Source organism: Bradyrhizobium sp. CCBAU 65884 (assembly GCF_028128835.1).
Lineage (GTDB): Bacteria > Pseudomonadota > Alphaproteobacteria > Rhizobiales > Xanthobacteraceae > Bradyrhizobium > Bradyrhizobium ottawaense.
Window position 1 is genome coordinate 154,989 of the sequence record NZ_LBJU01000119.1, and the last position, 21,550, is coordinate 176,538.

The 21,550-nt window shown below is 58.5% G+C and carries 17 protein-coding genes and 4 pseudogenes; 13 read left to right on the plus strand and 8 right to left on the minus strand.

The features are described 5' to 3' along the window. Positions 1-2: 2 nt before the first annotated feature. Complete coding sequence (locus XI03_RS21000; protein WP_271593142.1) at positions 3-1,157, minus strand: sulfotransferase family protein; 1,155 nt, start codon at positions 1,155-1,157, stop codon at positions 3-5. 2,195 nt (positions 1,158-3,352) lie between these two features. Between XI03_RS21000 and XI03_RS21005 the strand changes: the two genes are divergently transcribed. After that, the gene (locus tag XI03_RS21005) at positions 3,353-3,742 is read left to right on the plus strand and encodes a hypothetical protein (RefSeq protein ID WP_271593143.1); all 390 of its coding nucleotides are present in this window, start codon (positions 3,353-3,355) and stop codon (positions 3,740-3,742) included. A 1,226-nt stretch (positions 3,743-4,968) separates the two neighbouring features. Here the strand turns inward: XI03_RS21005 and XI03_RS21010 are convergent. Further along, positions 4,969-5,172, minus strand: a pseudogene (locus tag XI03_RS21010) (cold-shock protein). A 1,215-nt stretch (positions 5,173-6,387) separates the two neighbouring features. Further along, positions 6,388-6,648 (minus strand): hypothetical protein, encoded by a 261-nt coding sequence (locus tag XI03_RS21015; RefSeq protein WP_271593144.1) that lies wholly within the window; start codon positions 6,646-6,648, stop codon positions 6,388-6,390. Positions 6,649-7,448: 800 nt separating this feature from the next. Here XI03_RS21015 and XI03_RS21020 point away from each other — a divergent pair. From XI03_RS21020 to XI03_RS40560, 8 genes and pseudogenes are all read left to right on the plus strand, one after another. Beyond that, positions 7,449-7,790: a hypothetical protein gene (locus XI03_RS21020; RefSeq protein ID WP_271593145.1), complete on the plus strand. Its 342-nt coding sequence runs from the start codon at positions 7,449-7,451 to the stop codon at positions 7,788-7,790. Positions 7,791-7,792: 2 nt separating this feature from the next. Further along, on the plus strand, positions 7,793-8,044 hold the full coding sequence (locus XI03_RS21025) for a hypothetical protein (RefSeq protein ID WP_271593146.1): 252 nt from the start codon (positions 7,793-7,795) through the stop codon (positions 8,042-8,044). 420 nt (positions 8,045-8,464) lie between these two features. Continuing rightward, positions 8,465-8,581 (plus strand): hypothetical protein, encoded by a 117-nt coding sequence (locus tag XI03_RS40310; protein ID WP_333936097.1) that lies wholly within the window; start codon positions 8,465-8,467, stop codon positions 8,579-8,581. Next, positions 8,578-9,183: a response regulator FixJ gene (gene fixJ / locus XI03_RS21030; RefSeq protein ID WP_271593147.1), complete on the plus strand. Its 606-nt coding sequence runs from the start codon at positions 8,578-8,580 to the stop codon at positions 9,181-9,183. Before XI03_RS40310 ends, fixJ begins: the two co-directional genes overlap by 4 nt. 464 nt (positions 9,184-9,647) lie before the next feature. Beyond that, positions 9,648-10,232, plus strand: coding sequence for a hemerythrin domain-containing protein (locus XI03_RS21035; protein ID WP_271593148.1), 585 nt, complete (start codon positions 9,648-9,650; stop codon positions 10,230-10,232). Between the two features lie 633 nt (positions 10,233-10,865). Next, a complete protein-coding gene (locus XI03_RS21040) occupies positions 10,866-11,657 on the plus strand; it encodes a nodulate formation efficiency C protein (protein WP_271593149.1) in 792 nt (263 codons plus the stop codon). A gap of 858 nt (positions 11,658-12,515) precedes the next feature. Next, the gene (locus XI03_RS21045) at positions 12,516-13,271 is read left to right on the plus strand and encodes a thermonuclease family protein (RefSeq protein ID WP_271593168.1); all 756 of its coding nucleotides are present in this window, start codon (positions 12,516-12,518) and stop codon (positions 13,269-13,271) included. Beyond that, positions 13,268-13,993: pseudogene (locus XI03_RS40560) on the plus strand (carbonic anhydrase). Before XI03_RS21045 ends, XI03_RS40560 begins: the two are co-directional and overlap by 4 nt. A gap of 353 nt (positions 13,994-14,346) precedes the next feature. On the opposite strand, the gene XI03_RS21055 reads toward XI03_RS40560, so the two are convergent. The 4 genes and pseudogenes from XI03_RS21055 to XI03_RS21070 form a co-directional block, all read right to left on the minus strand. Then, positions 14,347-15,696, minus strand: a complete 1,350-nt coding sequence (locus XI03_RS21055; protein WP_271593150.1) for an IS701 family transposase — start codon at positions 15,694-15,696, stop codon at positions 14,347-14,349. Between the two features lie 237 nt (positions 15,697-15,933). After that, complete coding sequence (locus XI03_RS21060; RefSeq protein ID WP_271593151.1) at positions 15,934-16,290, minus strand: DUF418 domain-containing protein; 357 nt, start codon at positions 16,288-16,290, stop codon at positions 15,934-15,936. A 17-nt stretch (positions 16,291-16,307) separates the two neighbouring features. Continuing rightward, positions 16,308-17,165, minus strand: a complete 858-nt coding sequence (locus XI03_RS21065; RefSeq protein WP_271593152.1) for a DUF418 domain-containing protein — start codon at positions 17,163-17,165, stop codon at positions 16,308-16,310. Between the two features lie 276 nt (positions 17,166-17,441). Further along, positions 17,442-18,188 (minus strand): annotated as a pseudogene (locus XI03_RS21070) (IS5 family transposase). On the opposite strand from XI03_RS21070, the gene XI03_RS21075 reads away from it, so the two are divergent. After that, positions 18,187-18,462, plus strand: a complete 276-nt coding sequence (locus XI03_RS21075; RefSeq protein ID WP_271593153.1) for a cupin domain-containing protein — start codon at positions 18,187-18,189, stop codon at positions 18,460-18,462. The pseudogene XI03_RS21070 and the gene XI03_RS21075 sit on opposite strands and share 2 nt — an antisense overlap. A gap of 319 nt (positions 18,463-18,781) precedes the next feature. Here the strand turns inward: XI03_RS21075 and XI03_RS21080 are convergent, their stop codons facing one another. Further along, positions 18,782-19,255: a MarR family winged helix-turn-helix transcriptional regulator gene (locus XI03_RS21080; protein WP_271593154.1), complete on the minus strand. Its 474-nt coding sequence runs from the start codon at positions 19,253-19,255 to the stop codon at positions 18,782-18,784. 400 nt (positions 19,256-19,655) lie between these two features. Here XI03_RS21080 and XI03_RS21085 point away from each other — a divergent pair. The 3 genes and pseudogenes from XI03_RS21085 to XI03_RS21095 form a co-directional block, all read left to right on the plus strand. Further along, positions 19,656-19,742: pseudogene (locus tag XI03_RS21085) on the plus strand (antibiotic biosynthesis monooxygenase); the annotation flags it as partial. A 30-nt stretch (positions 19,743-19,772) separates the two neighbouring features. After that, on the plus strand, positions 19,773-20,219 hold the full coding sequence (locus tag XI03_RS21090; RefSeq protein ID WP_271593155.1) for a hypothetical protein: 447 nt from the start codon (positions 19,773-19,775) through the stop codon (positions 20,217-20,219). A gap of 110 nt (positions 20,220-20,329) precedes the next feature. After that, a partial coding sequence (locus tag XI03_RS21095; RefSeq protein WP_271593156.1) for a PAS domain-containing protein occupies positions 20,330-21,550 on the plus strand: 1,221 nt, incomplete at its 3' end.

The window sequence follows — 21,550 nt, forward strand, 5'->3', positions numbered from 1 at the left end:
GCCTAGCGGATATTGAGAATCCGCTCAAGCCGCGTGACCTCGCCTCGCAATAACTCGATAGCCGCGTCGCGGTTGCGAATGGCGTCTAGCCCCCCAGCTCGATCAGCTTCTGACGCCAACAGCGCCTGTTGTAACTGCGCAGCCATCATGTGGACCGACTCTCCAGCGGCGGACGGGCCGGATGACGCTCCCGCCTTGGCACTTCGCAAATCCCACCAGGTTCGGAATGTCTGACGATAAAGTTCGGTTACCTCCCTTCCCCTATCCAGGACTCCGGCTTGCTGTGCATGTAGCAGTTCCTGCTCATATCCGAGATCGACCAAAAGCTCGACGCCGACCAGATCGGTCACGGTTTGCATCTCTTCGACGCTCAATTGGGATTGCCATGCGTTGACAGAGCTTTGGTCAACGGCGTTTCGTTGCAGGATTTTTCGATCTCCGAAGCTGCTCGATTGAAGATAATCTGCTTGTCTCATCCCGGCCGACGCGACGGCCGCTGGATCACAGCCCAGCCCGGTTAAGAGACGCCGGATTTCCTCGTCGGGATACGCCACGAGCAGTTCGTATTTAGCGAAGTGTGTCCGCGGGCGAGTGCGATGCGCGGCCAGCGTGGGAAGGCCCAGAGCCAAATCGGCGAGTGAAGTTATGATGGCGTCGGGCAGACGGAGCATGAGATCGGCGAGACCGGAGACGCTGATCGAATGCGGGCTTTCCACCCGCAGTGGGATGCCCCACGTCGATTTCAGCGAAGCGGCGATGGCATAGGGATTGCGCATCAGAAGGATGTGTGGCGCTTCTGGATAGACAGATTCAAGAAACTCAAGCGCCGTCCAATAGCGTGGTGTCTTGTCTAGGATGATGCGCTTTCCCGCTTCTGCCAGATACTGATCATATGCCGAATCGGCAAAAGCGCGGCTGGCGAGCATGCGATCTATCCGCCCCAGGAATTCGGAGGTCGCCGCCTCAATCAATGAGCTACCCGCCGGATGGCGCTGATCCACCCTGCCAAATGCTTCAAGGGCCAGCATCAACCAGGGTTCAGGCGGAGCCACAATGTCTGGATGATGCTGGAGCAAATGCGCCAGGAGTGTTGTCCCGGATCGTGGAAGACCGAGCAGAAAGCACACCGCCGGCGAACGGCCAAAACGTCCGCTCATCGTTCAGACCCTCGTGATTGAAAAGCGAACCCTGTCGGCGATCGCTCGATTGATCGAAACAACGCCAGCAGCAAAGCGCTTAAACGACAAGAATTTTGTCTGCCACTCATGACTTGAGAACCGTTCAGTTCGATCGATCGGCTGGATCACAGAAGGATAACTGCAATCGCCTCCTCGATTGCTCGGCAGTTGAAACGAAGTCACGCGCCAGCTCAATTGCACGAACATTGATTGGGTATATGGGAAGGTTGGAACCAACTATACCGACGTTTGCCGAACAACGCACTTGGCACATGGAAGTTATTACGTATAGTCCTCTGCGGCGCTGAAGACGTAAATGCGACATGCACCTCGCTGATGCTCTGCATACACCAAAGAAGTCCCTGCAAAAGAGCGGACCGCACGGCGAGTGCGGCAAAGAAGCAGATCATGTGGCCAGGATGCAGCATTCTGGTCGGCGCGCATCGCTCCCAACAGGACCGTGAATGCTGCCGTTGGTCCGCCAAGACACGCTGACCCAGAGCTCGGGCCTGCCTGTTTTTCGCAAGCCCATCCGCTCGAACGGTACGAAGGATTTGATTTACCGGCTCTTGCAGCGTTGTCCCTTCTCCTGATCCGCCCTAAGGTAGACCGGTAAAGGGTGGAACTGACTTAAGATGCCATCGGATTTACCTGATCCAGCAAGCGCGCTTGGCCGTATCGCGATCAACCGAGACGAAGATTGTCCGGCCCTCGAGGTGGGAGATCGGGTCGGTCCATGTGTGGGAGAACTTGCCGAATTGTGCCAATGTGCCTGGCATCAATGGGCCACGGGGACGATCCTGACGGTGGTAGCCTTTTGGGCGGCAAAGACAATCAGTGTACCGGTCAGCCTGTGTCACGCTTGATGCTGGTCGCGCCTTCGTTGGTGACGACCCACCCCAAAGCTGAGCGAGAAAAACGGTTTCCTGCGGCGCAAGTCCTTGGCAAGCGACGCGGATCGCGCTGATGTCGGTGACAACGAAAACGCGCGAGCATCTCGCCCCTTTGCCGAGCTCGCTGCAAGTGAAGCATCGCCTGGAGAGGACCCGTTCTGGCGTTCGGAGCGCAAAACGCGCAATCATCAGACATGAAGCTGGCTAGACATGTCGACTCTCCCGGCCTTCGAGTATTTCTTGAAGCAGCGCGGGCGAAGATGGTTATGGTCCGTTCAGACCGGCGAAGGGAAGCAAGTCATGACGGGGTCAGGACGTAGCCGCTCCGACGCCATCTATCAGGCCAACAGAGCTCTTTTTCAATTGCTGCTAAGCGCGCCATATTGCCTCGAAGCTCGAGCTAGCCAACAGGCGCGGCCACGTCCGCTTACGCCCAAACTTTAGCATGGCATGAGCTTCGAGGAATTATGTGGTCGTTCCATTTGGCTAAACTGATCAGCGATCTGTTTGGCCCAACAAGGCGGCCTTGCCGAAGTTGAAGATGCTGCTCGCCAAACAGATGGTGGATTCGGCGCCCCCTGCGGTAATTCGTCGAGACTGGTCAGCTTCTCGAAACTTAACGCGCCCAGCACTGGCGCGTTGTTTCGGCGGCTTCCAACCTGGCAAGTCATTCCGAGATGGAGCTTTTACCGCTTTCTGAGCTGCTTATGCCCAGATCTGAGCTCGGCTGGACCCCAATCTGCCGCGGTACTTCCCGCGTCCACGCCGAGCGGAGGCAGTGCGGCTTTCTTTCGTTAGGCCATGCAAGGAACCTGCGTCACTACCGACGGCCACGGCTCGCTCACACATCTTCGTTGATCTATTGTTGGTCTGAATGCGCCGACTCCGGCCAACTGCGCGACGACGCTCACTTTACACCGGCGCACCCGCCAACGCTAAGTGACATAGTTGCGACGATCTCTCTGTTGCTGATCTGAATACGCCCACGCGGCCCGAGCAAAATTCCGGGCGAGCGTCTCCTGGCGGTCTCGGCTGCTCAAGATTGGAGGTTTGGCCCCGAAGGCCGCTTCCCGAGGCCCGGGACTGATGCTGGGATACACAATGACTCGTGGACCAGCACACTGAGTAGGACAACGAGCTGCTCCGAGCAGCGGAGAACTATCTGGATCTCGGCGCCGGGACGCAGCTGCTTGATCCTCTTTGTCGCCCATTATGAATCGCGCTCGGAGGGCCGGCGATACCGAGGCCCGACCCGTCAATTCCAACGTCTCATCGATCGAAATGGCAACGATACTGCCGAGTTCTTGTTTCGCCGATGATGCCGATCGTCCTGAACAATGCGGCACCCAATGGTCGCTGCTGCTCGTCGATCGCCGCAACGGGCAGCCACCGGTCTCCGAACAGAACGACACCATTCGCGGATTCACTGAGAGCCGTACAGCAAAGCTTGCAAAGGGCCTCGACCTGAAGCCAGCTGAGATGGCCAACAGCCACAATTGTGGCGCCGCTGCTTTTCTTCAAACATCCAACGGCGCCGAGCGCCCTCTCGGCAATTTCTTGCGGGGAAACCTTCGAAATGGGGCTATGGTTGAGACTACGTCTTCACTCGCAATCATCCATCGCACGCGGTCTTCGTTCTCGAAGTCGACTAAGACACTTCATCAAAGATGAGGAGGCGCTGGAGCCCGTTCCGCGACAAGAGGCCATTTGCACGTCCGCGAAAAACTCTCTCCGCGCGGATCGGAAAAGCTAGTTGGCGATAAAATTTCGTCTCACTGTGGAGAGCGGCCCGCGAGCCGCCCTACCGCGCCTGTACCCAGCGTTGCTCAACATTACCGCTGATGTCCCAGTCCGATTCCAAGATTTAGCGCCTTTTGGCGTAGCGCACCGACGCTGCGTTTGGTCATTTTTGCTAGCTTTATGACAGGGGTCCGAGCCTTCGAATGAGCTTTGAGGTCTTTGACATCTGCCTTCGTCCACTCGCGCCGCTTAACGCGTTTCTTGGTTGCCTTTTTCACGATGAATGCTCCTTTTGAGACGAGCGGCTTGTAGCATAGTTTTTCCGGAGGGACGATCGTAAAAATGAGGCAATCATAGGAACTCGCGCCAGGGTAAAAGCTCGGTAATGTCTTCACGCGGTGTTTGCGGGCTTCGTTATGTTGAAATGCAGCCCTCAATCGAGCCTTTCTACTCGAAGCTAAGCAGGAAGACCTACATGTTCTGGAATGAGCATTCCAATCGGAATGAACCTGAACAGCTCCGACTCGGGACGTTCGTGATTCGAATTAAGCCTAGGGCGATCAAACATCGAGGCCGTGTGAGACATCGCGGGTCTCTTGCTGTGGTCGTCGCCTTAACGGTTGGCCCGCTGTGTTATCAAGACGCGGAGCTCCCTCGGAGCTGCGCTCAAATACGAGAACAGTCTCGTCTTCGTGCCCCTCGTCCGGGCTCAGCTCAACGGCTCGGGGAAGGAAGGGCTTTCACGTCTTTTCAAGAAGGACGTAGATGGAAAGACGCTGTGGTTTCAGCGTTCCCTGTGATGTTTTGGAGAGAGGCGGCCGACGTGAAGATCACGGGCTAGGCTTCAGCTTTGATCGCGCGGTGGTCCTCGACACGAGCCTAGCGGTGAGGTTCACACGTGCCGAGGTCACATCGGAATGTGCGACAGATCGCGCTCGATGCCCGCGCAATTGACGCCCTCCACCCAATCTCACGATCATCATGCCCAATTTCGGGGATAAGCTGTTTGCTGAAAGAGAAGTACGAGAAGCCTTCCAGATGACATGCTGAGGCCATATCGACGGCTTCGTAAGAAGCCAGACTCCCCGTCAGGACGCCAGAGGCGGTCGCGGTCAGAGCGTAGAAGGCCAGGCAGGATCCCTGGCCAGGCGACGTCGTCAACCAATACCCAGGTTCTCCGCACCGATTTTGCCTGAACGACTCTCCTTCATCTCGTAACTGACCCGGGCGCCTTGCGCAAGATTGGTGTAGCCGGCCTTCGAACGCGCCGATGTGCCCGAAGACGTCAGCTCCTGCATCCTCAGATTGGATGAAACATAGCCCTTGACCGCGCTGAACCACTTTACAGTACCCATCGCCACCGCATTATCTCCAAACTGCACTTGCGCAATCTAACGGGAGCACGTCGCCATCAGCAAGGCTTGAGTGGCAAGCCGTCACGCCAGCCCTTTGCGCGGACTCATCGCGGGGAGCGCTTTCCGCGCGCGCTCGTTCACGGCTGAGACACCAGCGGAGATTATTGAGCTTCTTCCGGGATCTGCCGCTCAACCTGACCTCGCGAAGCCTCCTGATCGCGCTGTTCGAGCGTCTCAAGGGCCTTCCTTCCCTCCTCCGTGATAATACAGCACCCCGCCTCCCGCTCGGTCAGCCTTTGGCCGAAAATATCGAGTTGAGGCGCGCGGCTCGCGATGCTTTATTCGCGCCGGCCACTCTGTGCCGCTGCTGTAATAGATGACTAAATGCTGTTTAATGACTTCGATGATGGCCCGGCCGTACGGCTGTCCGGCAAGTATCTTCAGTATGGACAGCTGAACACTCACGCGCGCATGCAATCGACTCAAGGAAAAGCTTCATAATACTTGTCCTGCGGAAAAGCGCAGCGCCCGTACGCCCCGTTTCGAAAGAACCTCGCTCCTTAAGACTAATGAAGCAAGGTACCCGCCTGCTGGCGATGCCGTAAGCAAGGTTCTCGACGGCATCGGCAACATCCTGCCCAACTTGTTTTCCAAGAACGGGTCAACTTAGATGCCGCCGCGGCTACGCGTTTGACGAGCTCCCAACTGCAGCCTTCGACCGATTTGAGACCAAACTACGTCGGTGGTAGCCGCGCTGTTGCACATCTTTGCGAATGAGTTCGCTCACTAAACGTACCGCCCGCTTCTTTCGCTTCCAGTTGCCCTCCAATCCCACGGGGATCGCGAAGCCTCGCGGAACGACTAAAAGATCGCGTTTTCCGTTCAAATAAATATCGAACATGCCGTCCCTCGTTCGACACGAGCGTAGATCGCCGGTTCATCTATTTGGTGACATGAAAGCAACAGTCGCGTCTAGAGGCTCTACACGGATCTTCTCCGGTTCGCCCTCCCGTGAGCGTGCATAGAGCTGAGGCTCCGGCCCGCATTGGGGCGAACAGGCGCATCAACAAGCGCCGCGGGCGATCCGCTGTCTACCAGTTACGCCTCTCTGCAGGCTCTTGGACGGCAGAATGTACTACACCAAGTTATCGGGGCGATCGGATCGCGCCTAGTTTGCAGATTCACGCCGCAATTCAATTGCACGGACTTTCCCGGCCAAACTCAAGCTAACCGCCCCATATCGGCTTGCAGTGCAGGCGGGGTTCGAAGTTCTATCACGTCGGCGAAGACTGTCCAATCTCGGACGCTTTTTTGCTTGCAGAAATCGGTTTCCGCCTGCTGTGCAGCAGCACCCAGCGAGGCGGCGTCGACCTTGAACGCTGCCTGACAGGCGCGATGCTCGTGGCCCATATCGTCACAAACGGTCTTAATGAACCGAACGTTAAATGAAGGCATGGTACGATCTTCCCGTGGTTTGCTCATCTTTCATTCTGCCATTCGAACGACAAGAGTATTTGATCTGCCTCAAGCAGCATCCCCGGGGGGATGTCCGCTCCCGAGCTGTGGTCAATAGCGGCGCGGCGCGAGCGCTTCTGTTATCCCAGAGATCCCGCCATCGCTTTCCGTCTGAGCTTGCTAATCTCGCTCTGTTTGAAACGGCCGATGGAGAGCGCCTTCCGGTCCGCTCATGCCCTCGACCGACAAGATCGAGTCAATGATCGAGGAAGGTCTCGAACAGACGATTGAGAGCAGCATGCGCTGCCCGAGACTGCCGACTGTTGATCTCTATCGATCCCATACTCGATCACTGTCCGGCTCGCAGCGGACGCTCGAGCTCAGCCATTCTGGACGCGCATCGGCAAGTTTTGACCTGTATCAATACTGCGGCGGCCGCCTACTGATAAAAGTGATCTTCCGGTCCAAGGTCCATACATGGCATAGAGAAAGACTTGGCGCCCCATCATCTTTTCATGTCCAAATACCGGCGACCGAGTTCAAGGACTTCTGTCGGACTCACCCGAGCCGTGTGCGATGACCTGCACCCGATGTCCTGTGCCGCTTGCGATGGCGTCCACTTCATCGACCTGCGGACCGGCGCGATGATCGGTGCCGAGCGCAGCTAGACCCATCCGAACGGCGTCTAGCGAACTCCGACGTCTTCCCGTTCTCCTTTTGGGAAGCCGCCCCGCTCGCAAGGGCGGGGCCGACGTCATCACAACCGAACGCCCACGCTCGCCTCGTGGGACAAGGAGATTGGTCACCAACGGAGGAGATGTTTCGACATGACAGACCACCGCGACATTTGCCACGGCACGGGCCAGATTGCGGGATCGGCCGGCCAGCTTAGCTTCGGCAGAACAGCGACGAATACGAACCGTCGACGGCTTGAGCTGATCCAAATCAAATCGATCCAAGCCGGGGAGTTGCTTCGCAGCGCCAATCCTAATATTTCAGTTGGCGAGCGGATCATGTCCCAGCACGATAGGTTCAACAGCGCCACGGCCGATAAGATCCCGGCCGCGGCTGACGCGATCGAGACCACGCGCCGCCTTGATAACACCGCGCTGAGCCTGCCCGCGTGGCGGCCAAGCGATCTCGTCCGTAGTGTTCCGAAGGTTGCCTGAATTTGTCAGCCCGCAGCAATGAACTCCGCCTGACGTCTATTGGCGACCTGACCTGGGAGCGACTCGAAACGGCGCCTCCCTTTGATCGGGATCTGGAGATTGCCGTGATTGAGGGCAATACCATTCACCGGGTGGTCTTCCCTTGCCGCCGGATCTTCGGCGGCTGGATCAAGGCCAAGTCCGGAGAACACGTCACCGTGCAGCCGACGCACTGGCGGATCTGGCCCAGTAGCACCGTTCAGCCTACACAATAGATTGACGTGAGTTGAGGCCCCGACTGCGTCCGGTGGCTTCTCGTGGGAAACAATTGGATCGATGAGAGGCGTGACACGAAACATGTCTGACCACATCTGGTACTGCTATCTGCTCTGCTCCTCATCAGCGTCGCCCTTCTTGCGAAGGGCCTCAGACCAACTCCGCAAACATGATCGCAACGACCAGCGATCTGCCATCAATGATCGTCGCCGAGATCCAGATTCAGCAGGTCGCGCTGAGCCTGATACGCAACTCAATCGAGGCCATGGCTTCCTTGCCCTCGCCGCGAATTGACGTCCCAGTTGTCAGGTCGATAGGTTTACCGTTGCTCATAGGCGACCCCGCATCAGCCCTGCGCCGAGCGCCTGTTCCAACCCTGTGTCACGACTAAAGAGCATGGCACGGTTCTAGGGCTGTCAATCTGCCGAACGATCATAAAGACATATAGCGGTCACGTCGTCGCGGAAGTGAACCCGGGCGGCAGCACGATCTTTCAGTTCACCGCGCGAGTTGCGGAGCTCAGTGAAGAGACATGATTGGACGGCGCATTCTTGTGATCGACGATGACGCGGCGATTCGGGACTCGCTCGCGTTTCTGCTTGATGTTAACGGCTTCTACGTAGCAACCTATGCGACGGCGACCGCGTTTCTCAACGACGTCGCGAGCGGTCCGGTTGACTGCATTGTGTCAGACGTCCGCATGCCAGGTATGAGCGGTCTCGAACTGGTCCGCAAAGTGAAAGCCGATCGCGTCGAATGCCGCGTGGTTCTGATAACTGGCCATGGCGATGTATCGCTCGCAGTAGAAGCGATGAAAGCGGGTGCGGTCGACTTCATCGAGAAGCCTTTCCAAGAGGAGGTTCTATTGCGTGCAATCGATAGCGCCTTGGAAGCCCGGCCAACGAGGCCGGCCGATGACGCAGCGAAACTGCAGGCGCAAGCTCGCCTCGCGGGCCTCTCGTCGCGCGAGCGTGACGTCCTGCAGGGGCTAGTAGCCGGCAAGATTAACAAGGTCATCGCCCATGATCTCGGCATCAGTCCAAGGACGGTCGAGGTTTACCGCGCGAACCTCATGGCCAAGGCCAATGTCCGCAGCATCTCTGAGTTGATGCGAATCGCCATTACTGCAGGACTCTGACAGCCGCGCAAAGTGGCGCCGGTGGCTTATTCATGTATCAGCCTCGACCTGCTGGTGATAGGCGGCTAGGGCCGTTCTCGATACTCGGCGGTATCGCGGGAGATATCCTTGATGCGACCGCCATCTCATCGCTGACCTCGCACTGACGGCAAGAATTCCAGATGAGGTAAAAACGCCGTCGCAATCGGCGTCATCTCCATTCAACGTGCCCTCCTCACCGGGCTTACGTGTAAATACTTAGGGGCTTCTACCTACGGAAAACATCCAAATTTCCGGGCTCGTCAGGAGCAGCCAATGTGCGTCCATCTACGTTCGCAACATAGCTCCGCCGCGCAGGTCAAGCCAGCCAGTGTTACCGAGACCCGCCGTCATCGGACCGGCGTCTTGCGTGGGCCACTCAAGACCGTAGACCGTGAAATGGCAGAAACTCTTCCAGCCTACATTGTGCCTCCAGGAGCACCGCAATGATCATGGATCTTTTGCTTCGAGAGCATCGCAACATCGATCTGCTCCTCGTCGCTCTTCAACGCGAATTGGAGATTTTTGAGAAAGGGATCCGTCCCGACTATGAGGTCATTCGCGCGATTATCAGCTATTTCGAGGTTTACCCGGAGGTGTATCATCATCCGCAGGAAGACTTGATTTTTGCCAAACTCAAGGCTCGCGATCCGGATATCGCTACAATCGTCGGCGACCTCGCCCTGGAACACCAGGAGGTCGTCCACCGTTTGCATCACTTCGCGCAAGCTATCGATGCCATCCTCGCGGACCGTGAAGTCCTTCGGCAAGACGTCGGCAACATCGTACGAGACTTTATCGTACGCGAGCGGCACCACATGATGTGGGAAGAACGAGATTTCTTTCCCGCCGCCCTGAAGGCTCTCTCGGCTCAACATTGGACCGAAATCGCTTCCGCCCTCACCGATCATGGAGATCCGCTATTCAGCAAGGCTGCGGCAGCGACTTCCGATGCACTAAGAGCGCATATTCTGCAATTGGCGCAAGAAGCTGAGGCCGAACGGAGCTCGCTCGCGCGTTCGTCCGCCTAGGCCGGTAACCCGCGACACGGCGCCCAAAACGGATGGGCTGTGTTGACTGCTGCCGGAGGTCGAGCTCATGCTCGTCCGATTGAATACGGATGCTCGCCCGGCGTAGGCTGCCGTACGACAGAACGGCTTCCGCGCAATATGATTGCTTGCTCGACCACCGGAGCAAACGGCATGGCCGAGCCTTCCTGAGCTCTGGTTCCGGCACGTTCCACAATGTGACCGCCGGTCGCTTTCGCTCCTCATAATCTCGATGGAGCCTTGAGATCGCAGAAATGCGCGGCTGATGTAGCCGCGAGGGGTGGGCTAAATGGAGCCGTCCAAACGTGCGCAAGTCGGAAAGTCGACAAAGAGGACACGAAAAGCGATGCGAACTGCCGCCTATTACCTGGCACGAACAATGCAAGTCCTCGGCATGCCCAGGCTTCTCCTGCTGGGCATGTCCAGACGGCAATTAGGGCTGCCGCTGGAGACTGAGGTTAGCGGCGCGTGACATAGAGGGGAGCGCCTGCCCGCGTAGGACAAGCGGGCACCCCGTCGCGTCGCCGCTAACTTCGTGCGCTCGCACATAGGAGACGTTTCCCGCTTGAAATGACGTGTGGATGAAGACCAGGAAGGCCAGCAGTTGTGAAGAGAATGTCTGGAAAACGCGCGCTATGGTTCTGTCTCAGTCGTTCTCTGATTTGCCTTGCGGTGCTGGTTGCCACGAGCAACGGTGTTGGCGCGAACGACAGCTCCCTTATCGAAAGAGTCAAGTTAACGTGGCGAGCGCAAGACGGTGAAACGATAGAGCAAATTCTCTCCAACGTCTCCAAGGTGGCACAGTTCGTTCCTGGAACGTGGGGCGTAGCTCAAGGGGTTGACCGAGATGAATCTGTTTTCGTTTCGTGGACCAGGCACCGGGGCAATAAGTCGGACGAACAGTACGTTATCACCTGGAAGATAGCGCTTGACGGAAGGGTTGAACTTGCGTCCACCTATGCAAAGCCGATGGAATTGGGCTGGCACGCCCTGGCGCTCTCGTTGATCGCCAGTGAGGTCTCGGATGGCGAAAAGAACGCAAATCTTCGCTTTCTTCATGATCCGGCCAACTTCAACTTTGTGACGACCATGCAAGGCCAGCTCGGCACCCTTCTGCGGCAGGGCCGCTGCACTATCGTTGAACCTGTTGGAGTGGACTACTTGCCGAAGCCGAACGACGAGCTGACCGAGAAAGGTGGTGTGTGGCGCGTTCTGCTTTTGGTGAACTGTAATTCCCCAGGGCCCCGTTTTTTTACCCACAACGGGCTCATCACTTTCGAGAAGGGCGAAGGACAAGATTGGCAGCCGCAATCCTCCCTTGCCAAGCGCATCGCGGCCTTTCCTCCTGGCTCCTGGTTCGATCGCAAGAAACTGGAAGGATTGGAGGGGCGCGAAAGCCTTCAGTAAATGGCCACGCAGCGAGGGCCTGGTCAGATCAGCCGATCTGTTGGGTGAGTATGTAGCATGCTGATTGAGCCTCGACGATCGACGACGCTTGCTTACCTAGAAAAGCTGCATCGGTCCGCGTGGCGGGTCAATATGCGGTCAGTACCACGCAAGAGCAGCCGCCCGTCGGCCGCCTGCGTCATGAACAATCTGATTCAGTTGTCCGAACGAGGCCGATAGATCAGGTGCAGCGCGGAGGCGAAACACCATAATGTGATCACCACCAGCCTGTCTGCTCCACGAAAGAGGGCTCCAGGTTCTGCAGCATTCGCGCAAATGAGAGAGCGACTCATTTACGAGGCGAGCGTTGAGCTGAACTCCGCGCGCCTTTGTCCAAAATGGTCCGAGGAAGCGAGACCAGATTTCTTTCGGAACATTGAAGTGTTCGTGACGAAAATTTACGGCGAAGTGTCATCGCCTCGTCGAAACCGCCGGCAGCCTTCTGTCTGCCGATGAAAGTTGCACGAAGCGTCGCAAGGTCGCTCCTCCACGCCTGACTTCCGCTCGGCCGCCGAACATCGACGCTTTTTGTTCAAGCCCGTGAGAAACAGCGTTTGAGAGTACGGATTTTCCGTGCATCGCAAGTTCAAGCGGTGGGGATCTCTTTTAGGCCGAAACGGTGCAGTGCGCGCCCACTGAGAGAGACCGGCGAGGCTCGAAGGATACCTGAAGAAATCGCTTGAATCTCACGCTGCGTCAGGTCGTAGGTAGGAAACTCACGACAAGCTTGTACAAAGCACACGTCGGCGATGCCAGCCCAATAAAAGGACATGGTGTGGTCAAGCAGTCGAATGCGGCGGGGCCGGGTCGTGCGTGAAAATGGATCAAGAGCGAAAGGTTATTGTCGGGATGAAACACCGCGTAATGAAGGTCGCATTGCTCGCGGTCATCACATCGCCGGTCTGCGCGGCGACACTTAGCGGCGCTCCGCGCATCGTCGACGGCAATACGATCGAGATCGAGCAAACCACGGTTCGGCTCTCAGGCATCGAAGCACCTGAGACTGATCAGATTTGCCTCGACGCCCGCGGCGGCAAATGGGCCTGCGGCGTAGCTTCTCGCGACGAGCTTATCAAGCATTCGAACGGGCGAACTTGGGATTGTCATACCACAGGAGTTGATAAGTACGAAAGGTCACTCGGCAGGTGCTTCATCGAAGGCGAGGATGTGAACGCCTGGATGGTACGCTCGGGCTGGGCACTATCATGGGGTCCATCTATCCCTAGCTACGCTGTATCCGAATTGGTGGCGAGTACAGCCCTTGCGGGGCTGTGGTCGGGGGCGTTCATCGCACCTTGGGAGTGGCGTCGCCGCAACAGGTGGACGATCATCGTCGGCGCGAGCTCCGTTCCGGTCGACGCTCGGCAGCTCCTGCTCGGACCCGCTCTGCTATCGGACCCGCCGTCGCCCGAGTGCCTGATAAAGGGCGCCCCGGACCGCAACGGCGATCGCATTTATCACCTGCCCGGACAACTAAATTACGGACAAATCGACATGGCGGAGGAGCCCGGTGGGCGCTGGTTATGCAGCGAAGCGGAAGCCGTGGCCACCGGCTGGCGTAAAGCCGCGCGCTGAGGCAACACGCATTGTCCATCCGACCAACATCGCGCCGCTCGCTATTGCTCTTCGCCTTTTCGGCGGCTTGCCTGCGGCTTAGCAACAACATTGTCGATGCGAAGGAAACAAGGGCGCTGCCCAAGCCTGATAACCTGCTCTCGCCGGATGCTGCGCTGAAGCGGCTGATGGAAGGGAACAATCGCTATGTCGAGGGCGCATCAGGAGGCGATGATTTCAAACGCGAGCGCCAGGTTTTGGTCGATGGGCAAAATCCATATGCAGCGGTTCTGAGTTGCTCCGATTCACGTGTGGCGCCTGAACTTGTCTTCGATAGCGGACTTGGATCTGTTTGTCTGCTGCCCCGCCGGCAACTTCGCCAGCGATGACACGCTCGCCAGTATGGAATATGCGGCCGCCGTGCTGAACACGGCGGTGATCCTGGTAGTTGGCGACGATCATTGCGGTGCGATAGACGCCACGATCAAGTCACTCCACGACGGTCAGCCGCCGCCGGGGCACATTTCATCCCTCGTTGCTGCTCTTGCACCCGCGGTAAAAGGATCTCTCCAGCAAAGCTGGTGACACGTTCGCCGATGCGACCCCGACAAAATGTAATCGATAACGTCAACAAACTCAAATCGACTGGGCCGATTCTGAACGCGGCAGTTGTGCAGAGCAGGCTGAAGGTCGTCGCGGCCCTGTATCGGCTCGACACCGGAAGGGGCGATCTGCTGGGCTGACGCTGGCGCCTTCGCGCGGTCGGCTACTCGTGTGCCGCCTAACCAGGGCTTCGGTCGAGTTCAGCGGAATTCGCACGTCCATCGGCGGCATCAAACGCACCGAATACAATTCGCTCCACAATTGTCACAGCTTCGGGAGGACCTTTGGTATGCGCGGCCTCTTAGTTCTCCTTCTATTCTACGTCACTCATGTTGGCAACGCGAGGCCAGCACCAAGAAACACACATACCACCGCCGACAGCATTCATACTTCCACGTTGATGTGTTGGGCCAACAGAGGTGGTTCTAGCGGCAGATTGCGGTACGAGGCATGCTATCACTACTTTGGCAGATTGTGCTTTCGCCGCTGTTTTTCAAGGATTTGCTTTCGGCAATATGGGCAGTGCTGAGGCGGCGGCCGGAGGATGAGATCGACGATTGCGTGGCGCACGGCGGGCATGGTTGGTTGAGGCGGAGGCCCGTTGATTCTTTTTTTTCCGACCCGCGCATGCGAGGCGACGATGTTGCAGGAAGGCGTAGGCAATCATTGTCATCAGGGCGTGGCGATGAAGACCTTGCCATGATCGCCCTTCGAAGTGATCAAGTCCAAGCTCCTCTTTCAACTGCTGATGCGCCTGCTCACAAATCCACCGTACCTTGATGGTGGCGGCCAGCGTGCGCAGATCCGTCGCCGCAAGAAGATTGGCGAGATAGTATTTCTTCTCCCCGGAGGCACGTTGCTCGCCAATGAGCCAGGCTTCGTCGCCCGGGAGATGCTGCTGACCTTTATCCCATATCCGCTGCGGAGGGCCGTCGGCGGTCCGGACACGGAGAGCAGCAAATCGGGCTTTAAGCCGACCTTTCGTCCCGCTACGCCAACTCACGGTTTTCCATTTGGCGCTGGCCAGCATTTGTTCTGCCGCAATCGATAAGATATCGGGCACGTGGTGCTTTCGTGGTTTCCCGCGGACTTTGGTGATCGGCCAAATGAGCTTCACATCGACCGGATACACTTTCAGGTGCCGAGGGATACCGACAGCCCAGGCCAGCCCGCGCTCTGTTAGCCCTTGTCGAAACGGTGCGCTGAGTCCGTATCCTGCATCCGCCAGCACACATCCAAAGCGCACGTTGGCCGCCATCGCGCGGTCAATCTCGGCCAAAGCAATCTCCGGCTTGGACCGTGGCGTTCGGTGTTCGACTGGCACGCGAGCGCGCTTCAAACGAGGCATGTTGCTTGTCCAACTGTCAGGCAGAAAAAGACGTAACGCGACCATCACTGGCACTTCGCCGCGCGCAAGCGTTAAAGACACCAGCGTTTGGCAATTTGCCGTTTTGCCGAGAGCCGACGCGTATTGAGCCGCAACACCGACCGAGCGCTCCCCCTTCTTCGGCAGCGAGGTGTCATCAATAACCAGCACCGCATCCCTGCCGCCGACAAGTCGGTCCGCCTGATTGAGCAGCTCTGTCTCCAGCGGCGTCGGGTCCCAGACACCGTCCGCAATGAAATGGTGCAACTGGTCGTAGCTGCTCGTGGCAAGGCGTTCTGCCATCGGCTGAACGCTCTTGCGATCGCCAGGACCGATCAATCCCGCAACATATAGAGGACACATCCGCTGCCGGGTCTTATGACCCAGCCGGTCCAAGAACGGCATCAGCCAGCGTTCGAGTTCGTCTTCCCATCCCGGCATGGTCAGCCCTCCAAGAGCCGACCACCCATGAATCATTGAAAAATTGATTCGGGAATCCTCTAAAACGCGGCAAAATCAACAATCTGCCAAAGTAGTGCTATGCCGTGTACTCATTAAACAGCTGGTCGCCCGATGTCGGCTCTACCCGCAACAGCGGCGAAAGAGCGGACATTTCCCGAGTTCGCCGGAAGGGTCAAAACCAGCCGTACCCGCCGGGGGCAGCGTCCGCTTGAAGCAGAACGCAGCTTGCGTATCTGGGGGCGCATCAATCCGCTATAGTCGCGCGCAGATGGCTAAATTGTCCTTTGCCCGCATCGGCTGCGGTAGCCCATACATGCACGAGCACCAGAGCCACTCGACAGGACCGAACCGATAGCGGCGCAGCCACCACGCGCTGAACACCACCTGCGCGACATACAAGAAAATGCCGATCGCCAGTGTCCCGGCCACACCGAGGCGGCCAAACTGGCCTAGACCATAGCCGTAAAAGATCCAGCCGCAGATCACAGATTGCGCCAGGTAGTTGGTGAGCGCCATGCGGCCAAGCGGCGCGGCCCAGCCCAGCATCCTCCGTCCGCCCGAGAGGTTCACAGCGGCGATAACTGCGGCCGCATAACCCAGGGCCAACACGACGGCCCCCAGCTGTGTCACCGGAAGATGCGCCCGCCCGAGCGACGGCCATCGAAGAGCTCTTGTCCTGCTGCCGCGAGACTCAATCCGCCGCCGATAAGAATGCCAAAGATTACGACGACGAACAGCAGGCGTCGGTTCGCCGAAGCCCGACGCAAAACCCCGCTGCGCCACGCGAAGGCGCCGACCAGGAACAGCGCGACAGTGCGCGGAAAGACCATGACGTGCAGCGGAACAATGGCCGGCACCTCGCGGATCCGGAACGCGAGCACATCGAAAAATCCCCCCGCGCCGTAGGCACGCGTCGCGTCCGCGGCAAGAGCGGCCATCTCGGCTGCACCCGGCAGAGGCACGATCGGCGCTAACAGCAGCATGGTGGCGTAGAGCCCCAGGAGCAGCAGGGCTGCACCCGCTATGGGCCACCTCGCGCCCAGGAACGGCAGCACCACGAGGCCCGCCAGCGCATATTCGACGAGAATGTCGCCGTCCCAGATCAAATAGAGATGCACCAGGCCAATCGCCAGCAACACCACCTGCCTTCGCACGAGCAAGATCATGCGCTGTGCGTTGCCGGCAAGCTGCTCTAATTGGATGGCGAGGCCGACGCCGAACAGCAGCGAGAACAGCGCAACCGCCTCGAAGCCGACGGCGGCCGTCAGCACAGCCTCGACCGCCCGGTCGAGCGGCCCCGCGCTCGGCAAGAACGGCGCGAAGATGGAGACCCGAAACACGGTCACGATTTTCATGGCGAGCACGCCGAACAGGGCCAAGCCCCGCAGAACGTCAATCGCGTCGAGCCGCTCCGACGGGCTCATACGCTTTGGAGGCGCGTCGCTCGCTGGCGCGGTTCGCGAGCCGATGCTTCCGCCGTTCATTGCAGGACTCCCCATTTTCGATGGAGAGATTTAGAATGCCGCCTTGTGCCGCGTCACACTACCTGAATTGGGGGGCTCGAAATCTCTGCTATACGGAGCAGTATCTGTGGTTGTCCGAATTTCGGCGTTTGAACGATCCGATGGAAGGATCCTTCCAACTAGACGTTCGGAAGTCTATCGACACCACGAGGTGGAGTAAGGGTGTTCTCCGCAGCCCAAAATTGGAATTTGTTGCTTTAGCGACACCAACGACAACGAACTAGCTAGGGCCTGAACTCATAACGTGCTGCCAGCCACAGAAGCGAGTTGGACGAAGGCAAGGTAGTTTCCCGCAAGCCTGTCGTAGCGCGTCGCCACACGACGACATTGTTTGATCTTGTTGAAGAACCGTTCGACCTGGTTACGAGCGCGATAAAGGTACGGGCTGAAGCAGATTGGATTGCTGCGGTTGCTTTTCGGCGGGATGTTGGCCCACGTGCCCTTCTTCGCGGCAAGCTCCCTGATCCAGTCGGCGTCACAGCCAAGGTCGGCAAGCAGAATTGAGCCGGGCTTTTCGGGCAAGTCGAAGGTCGTGGGCCTCGCCCGGATTCAAGGCCAACCGTACCGGGAAACCATTGCTATCGACCACCGCATGGATTTTACTCGTCAAGCCGCCGCGTGACCTTCCCATCGATTGGCGCCAATTGCTAGTGATGCAGGCTCCATGTTGATGCACGCGAACAATCGAGGTGTCGATCATTTGGACAGCGGCATCGTGGGCCGCAGCAAGTGCGTCTGTGATGCGGCCCCAGACACCAGCCCGCCGCCAACGGACAAAGCGGTTGTAACATGTGGTGTCGGACTACACATCTCTGGCAGATCACGCCAAGGTGCTCCAGAGCGCAAGACCCAGAAGATTCCATTGAGGACACGACGGTCGTTAACCCGCGGAACGCCACGCGGCTTGTTCGGCAGCATGGGCTTGATGGCAATCCATTCATAATCAGCGAGTTCGTAGCGAGGTGACTCAACGGGCACGAACATGGAAATCGTCACCAGCATCAGCGAGATAAAGCCCGGCGAGACATCGACGCTGCATATTCATCATGGTGACGAGTCGTACTACTTTCTTGAGGGCGGTCTCATCGAGTTACCCGATGGAAAGCAGGTGCCTATTCCGATCGGCGCCGTTGGGATGAATGTTCGGGATGTGCCTCATCGGGCTTACAAGGTGGTCGGCGACAAGACGCTGAAACTTCCGACGGTGCATATCGTCGATAAAGGCAAGCCCCTCTACGATAAGCCGGCAGCTAAATAGAAGGCGAAACCGACGTCCGCTCATGTGAAGGGTTTCGGAGGCCGGTCGATCGAGGGACAGCGCCGCGCAATCGGCGGCCGGCGTCCGAAAGCCTCCAAGGCAGGAAACCGCGCTTAGGGAACGTGAGGCCGTGCCGCAGGTGCTATGGGGATTTGAGCGCCGCGGGCAAGCTGGCTGATTTGCATGGAGCCGTTGCAACGAGTTGTGCGACGGCGAAGCGGCTGACGAATGTACGGCGGAAGGTGTCGAACTGAACAAGTGGCCCCAGTTTGGGAGCTTGAATCACGGGCGCCCGGCCGAGCACAATGCTTTTGCCATGTCAGGCCGACTTGTCCTCACGGCTGCCCTCAAGCTTATCTCGCAAGGCCGTGATCACGCGATGGACAATCCGTATATCCCTGACCGACAGCCCTTCTGAAAGATCGTTGATCCAGGGAGCCTGCAATTCCATTGCGGCTTGGAAGGCGCGCTGTCCATTCGCAGTGAGCACGACGAGCTGCGCCCGTCGGTGATGCGGGTTGACCTCAAAAGATACGAGGCCCTCCCTGTGCAGATCATTGATAATCCGCTGCACGTTTTGACGATTGCCGCCGAGGTCGCGTGCGAGCCAAGCGACCGGTTGGGGACGTTCGGCGGACACAATGGCGCCAAGCACCTGCCAGCGTGCGCTTGTTAGGCCAAGCGGGGCGACCAGACGGTCGCCGGCCGTCAGAAGTAGGCTGTCGAGCCTGAATAGATCGAGAACAAGGTCGGTCAGGGCTTCACCCTCGGGGGTTCGCTTGGCTCTTTTCATTTGTCACCATTGTTTTATCTTGACATCATAATGTCAAGCTGTTATGTAATCATAATACCAATTAGGCATCGTATATTAAATAGCAATGGAGCCACTCATGTCGCTGCTACGCCCACTCGACCCTTCCTTTCCGATCGACCGCCAGATCGCTATTGGGGGGGGGGGGGGGGGGGGGGGGGGGGGGGGGGGGGGGGGGGGGGGGGGGGGGGGGGGGGGGGGGGGGGGGGGGGGGGGGGGGGGGGGGGGGGGGGGGGGGGGGGGGGGGGGGGGGGGGGGGGGGGGGGGGGGGGGGGGGGGGGGGGGGGGGGGGGGGGGGGGGGGGGGGGGGGGGGGGGGGGGGGGGGGGGGGGGGGGGGGGGGGGGGGGGGGGGGGGGGGGGGGGGGGGGGGGGGGGGGGGGAGCAAAAATTGCCAGCTATCCGGCCTCTGCGATAGCTTCCCCTCATCTGTTCCAGAAAGTTGCCGTGCCCGGCATCTGCGTTGCCTAGCCCTGCTGTTTTTCGGAAGGGAAGATACTCATGATCAAGTTGATCCATCCCGTCGCTGGCGCCTTGGCTATCGCAACGATCGGCACATTTTGGCTATCGACGGTACTCAGCGAGCTGTTCGCGTCCCATGCCACAGTTGCAGCGGTTAAGAGCACCATACCGTGGGGTTTCTTGTTGCTGATTCCGGCGCTCGCTGCCACCGGTAGTACAGGTGTCATCTTGGCAAAGGGGCGCCGGGCCGGACTGATCGGGGCCAAATTCAAGCGAATGCCATTCATTGCAGGAAACGGCATCCTGATCCTTATCCCGTCTGCGCTCTTCCTCGCGTCCAAGGCTCAGGCTGCGGCATTCGATGCTACCTTCTATGCCGTGCAGGCGATCGAGCTCGTCGCGGGCGCAACAAACATTACACTTCTTGCTCTCAACATGCGGGACGGTCTCAAAATGAAGGGATGGTTGCGCGGCAAACCCGCCTAATCACCTGAACCGGAACTGCGCGGACAACTGACCTGGCGCCCGGTATTGTCCTGACTTTGCCCTAAAACGTTATAGCTCTCCCGCCGAAGAACAGGCCGGACGGTATCACAATGCGTAGCCAAATCAGCAGTTTAGAACGTTCAGCCCTTCAGTTTACCTTCGCCAGCATAGCGCTGGCAGTGGTAACACTGGCCTGCTTGTATCTTCACGCGCCTTTCGCCGCGACGGCGTTCGCTTATTTGTTAGTGGTCTTGCTGTTTTCGCTGATGGGCAGCTTCATCGCGTCGTCCGCGCTTTGCATCGTAACCTTCGCTGCTCTCGCTTACTACTTTGCGCCGCCGGCATTCAGCCTACGAATCGATGACCCCCAAGATCTGCCGGTGATTGTTGCATTCTTTATTGCCTCGATCGTGGGAACGCACCTGATCGGTACGCTCCGTCAGGAAAGAGAGGCTGCGCGTGTGATTGCGACCAAGCTTCAGCGGAGTGCGGCCGAATTGGAGGATCGCGAAAAACGCTGGCGCGCAATCTTCGAGCACAATCCGGCCATGTACTTCATGGTCGACGAAGCCGGCACTGTCCTGAACGTCAATACGTTCGGCGCGACACAACTGGGTTTTGCTCGTGCTGAACTGACTGGTCAGTCCCTGCTGCGCGTATTTCTCGAGGAGGATCGCGCGTTCGTTGGGGAATGCATTCGGACGTGCCTTGAGGATATCGGTCAATCGCACACGTGGGACGTCCAGAAAGTCAGGAAGGACGGCTCGGTCTTGTGGGTACGTGAAAGCGCCAAAGCCATGCTCTGGGCGGATGAGCAGCCCATTGTCCTTGTCGCCTGCGAAGAGGGGGGGGGGGGGGGGGGGGGGGGGGGGGGGGGGGGTATCACGGAGCGAAGGCGGACCGAACTTGCCCTGCAGCGGAGCGAAGCACATTTGGCCCAGGCGCAGGAGTTGAGTCATACGGGCAGCTTCAGCTGGAACGTCACCAGGGGGGAGGCCTTCTGGTCCAAGGAAACATTTCGGATCTTCCAATTAGATCCTGAGACAGTAACACCGGGGCCGCAGCTCGTCGTTGAGCGCACTCATCCAGATGATAGGGCGTCGGTTCGAGAAATTATCGATCGCGCGATGCGAGACCCGAGCGATTTCGAGCACGAATACCGGTTGCTGCTACCGGATGGCTCGGTCAAGCACATTCATGCGCAGGCACGAATGACGAGGACAGCCTCTGGTGATATCGAGTTTATTGGGGCAGCTACGGATGTTTCGGCGACTAAACGAGCAGAACAGCAGCTGCGCCGCAGCGAGGCCTATCTAGCCGAAGCCCAGCAC

What these genes read in the sequence shown, in the direction of transcription:
- XI03_RS21000 (WP_271593142.1), bottom strand. Translation starts at nt 1,157, where the DNA reads ATGAGCGGACGTTTTGGCCGTTCGCCGGCGGTGTGCTTTCTGCTCGGT.
- XI03_RS21005 (WP_271593143.1), top strand. Translation starts at nt 3,353, where the DNA reads ATGGCAACGATACTGCCGAGTTCTTGTTTCGCCGATGATGCCGATCGT.
- XI03_RS21015 (WP_271593144.1), bottom strand. Translation starts at nt 6,648, where the DNA reads ATGAGCAAACCACGGGAAGATCGTACCATGCCTTCATTTAACGTTCGG.
- XI03_RS21020 (WP_271593145.1), top strand. Translation starts at nt 7,449, where the DNA reads ATGACAGACCACCGCGACATTTGCCACGGCACGGGCCAGATTGCGGGA.
- fixJ (WP_271593147.1), top strand. Translation starts at nt 8,578, where the DNA reads ATGATTGGACGGCGCATTCTTGTGATCGACGATGACGCGGCGATTCGG.
- XI03_RS21035 (WP_271593148.1), top strand. Translation starts at nt 9,648, where the DNA reads ATGATCATGGATCTTTTGCTTCGAGAGCATCGCAACATCGATCTGCTC.
- XI03_RS21040 (WP_271593149.1), top strand. Translation starts at nt 10,866, where the DNA reads ATGTCTGGAAAACGCGCGCTATGGTTCTGTCTCAGTCGTTCTCTGATT.
- XI03_RS21045 (WP_271593168.1), top strand. Translation starts at nt 12,516, where the DNA reads ATGGATCAAGAGCGAAAGGTTATTGTCGGGATGAAACACCGCGTAATG.
- XI03_RS21055 (WP_271593150.1), bottom strand. Translation starts at nt 15,696, where the DNA reads ATGATTCATGGGTGGTCGGCTCTTGGAGGGCTGACCATGCCGGGATGG.
- XI03_RS21065 (WP_271593152.1), bottom strand. Translation starts at nt 17,165, where the DNA reads ATGAACGGCGGAAGCATCGGCTCGCGAACCGCGCCAGCGAGCGACGCG.
- XI03_RS21075 (WP_271593153.1), top strand. Translation starts at nt 18,187, where the DNA reads ATGGAAATCGTCACCAGCATCAGCGAGATAAAGCCCGGCGAGACATCG.
- XI03_RS21080 (WP_271593154.1), bottom strand. Translation starts at nt 19,255, where the DNA reads ATGAAAAGAGCCAAGCGAACCCCCGAGGGTGAAGCCCTGACCGACCTT.
- XI03_RS21090 (WP_271593155.1), top strand. Translation starts at nt 19,773, where the DNA reads ATGATCAAGTTGATCCATCCCGTCGCTGGCGCCTTGGCTATCGCAACG.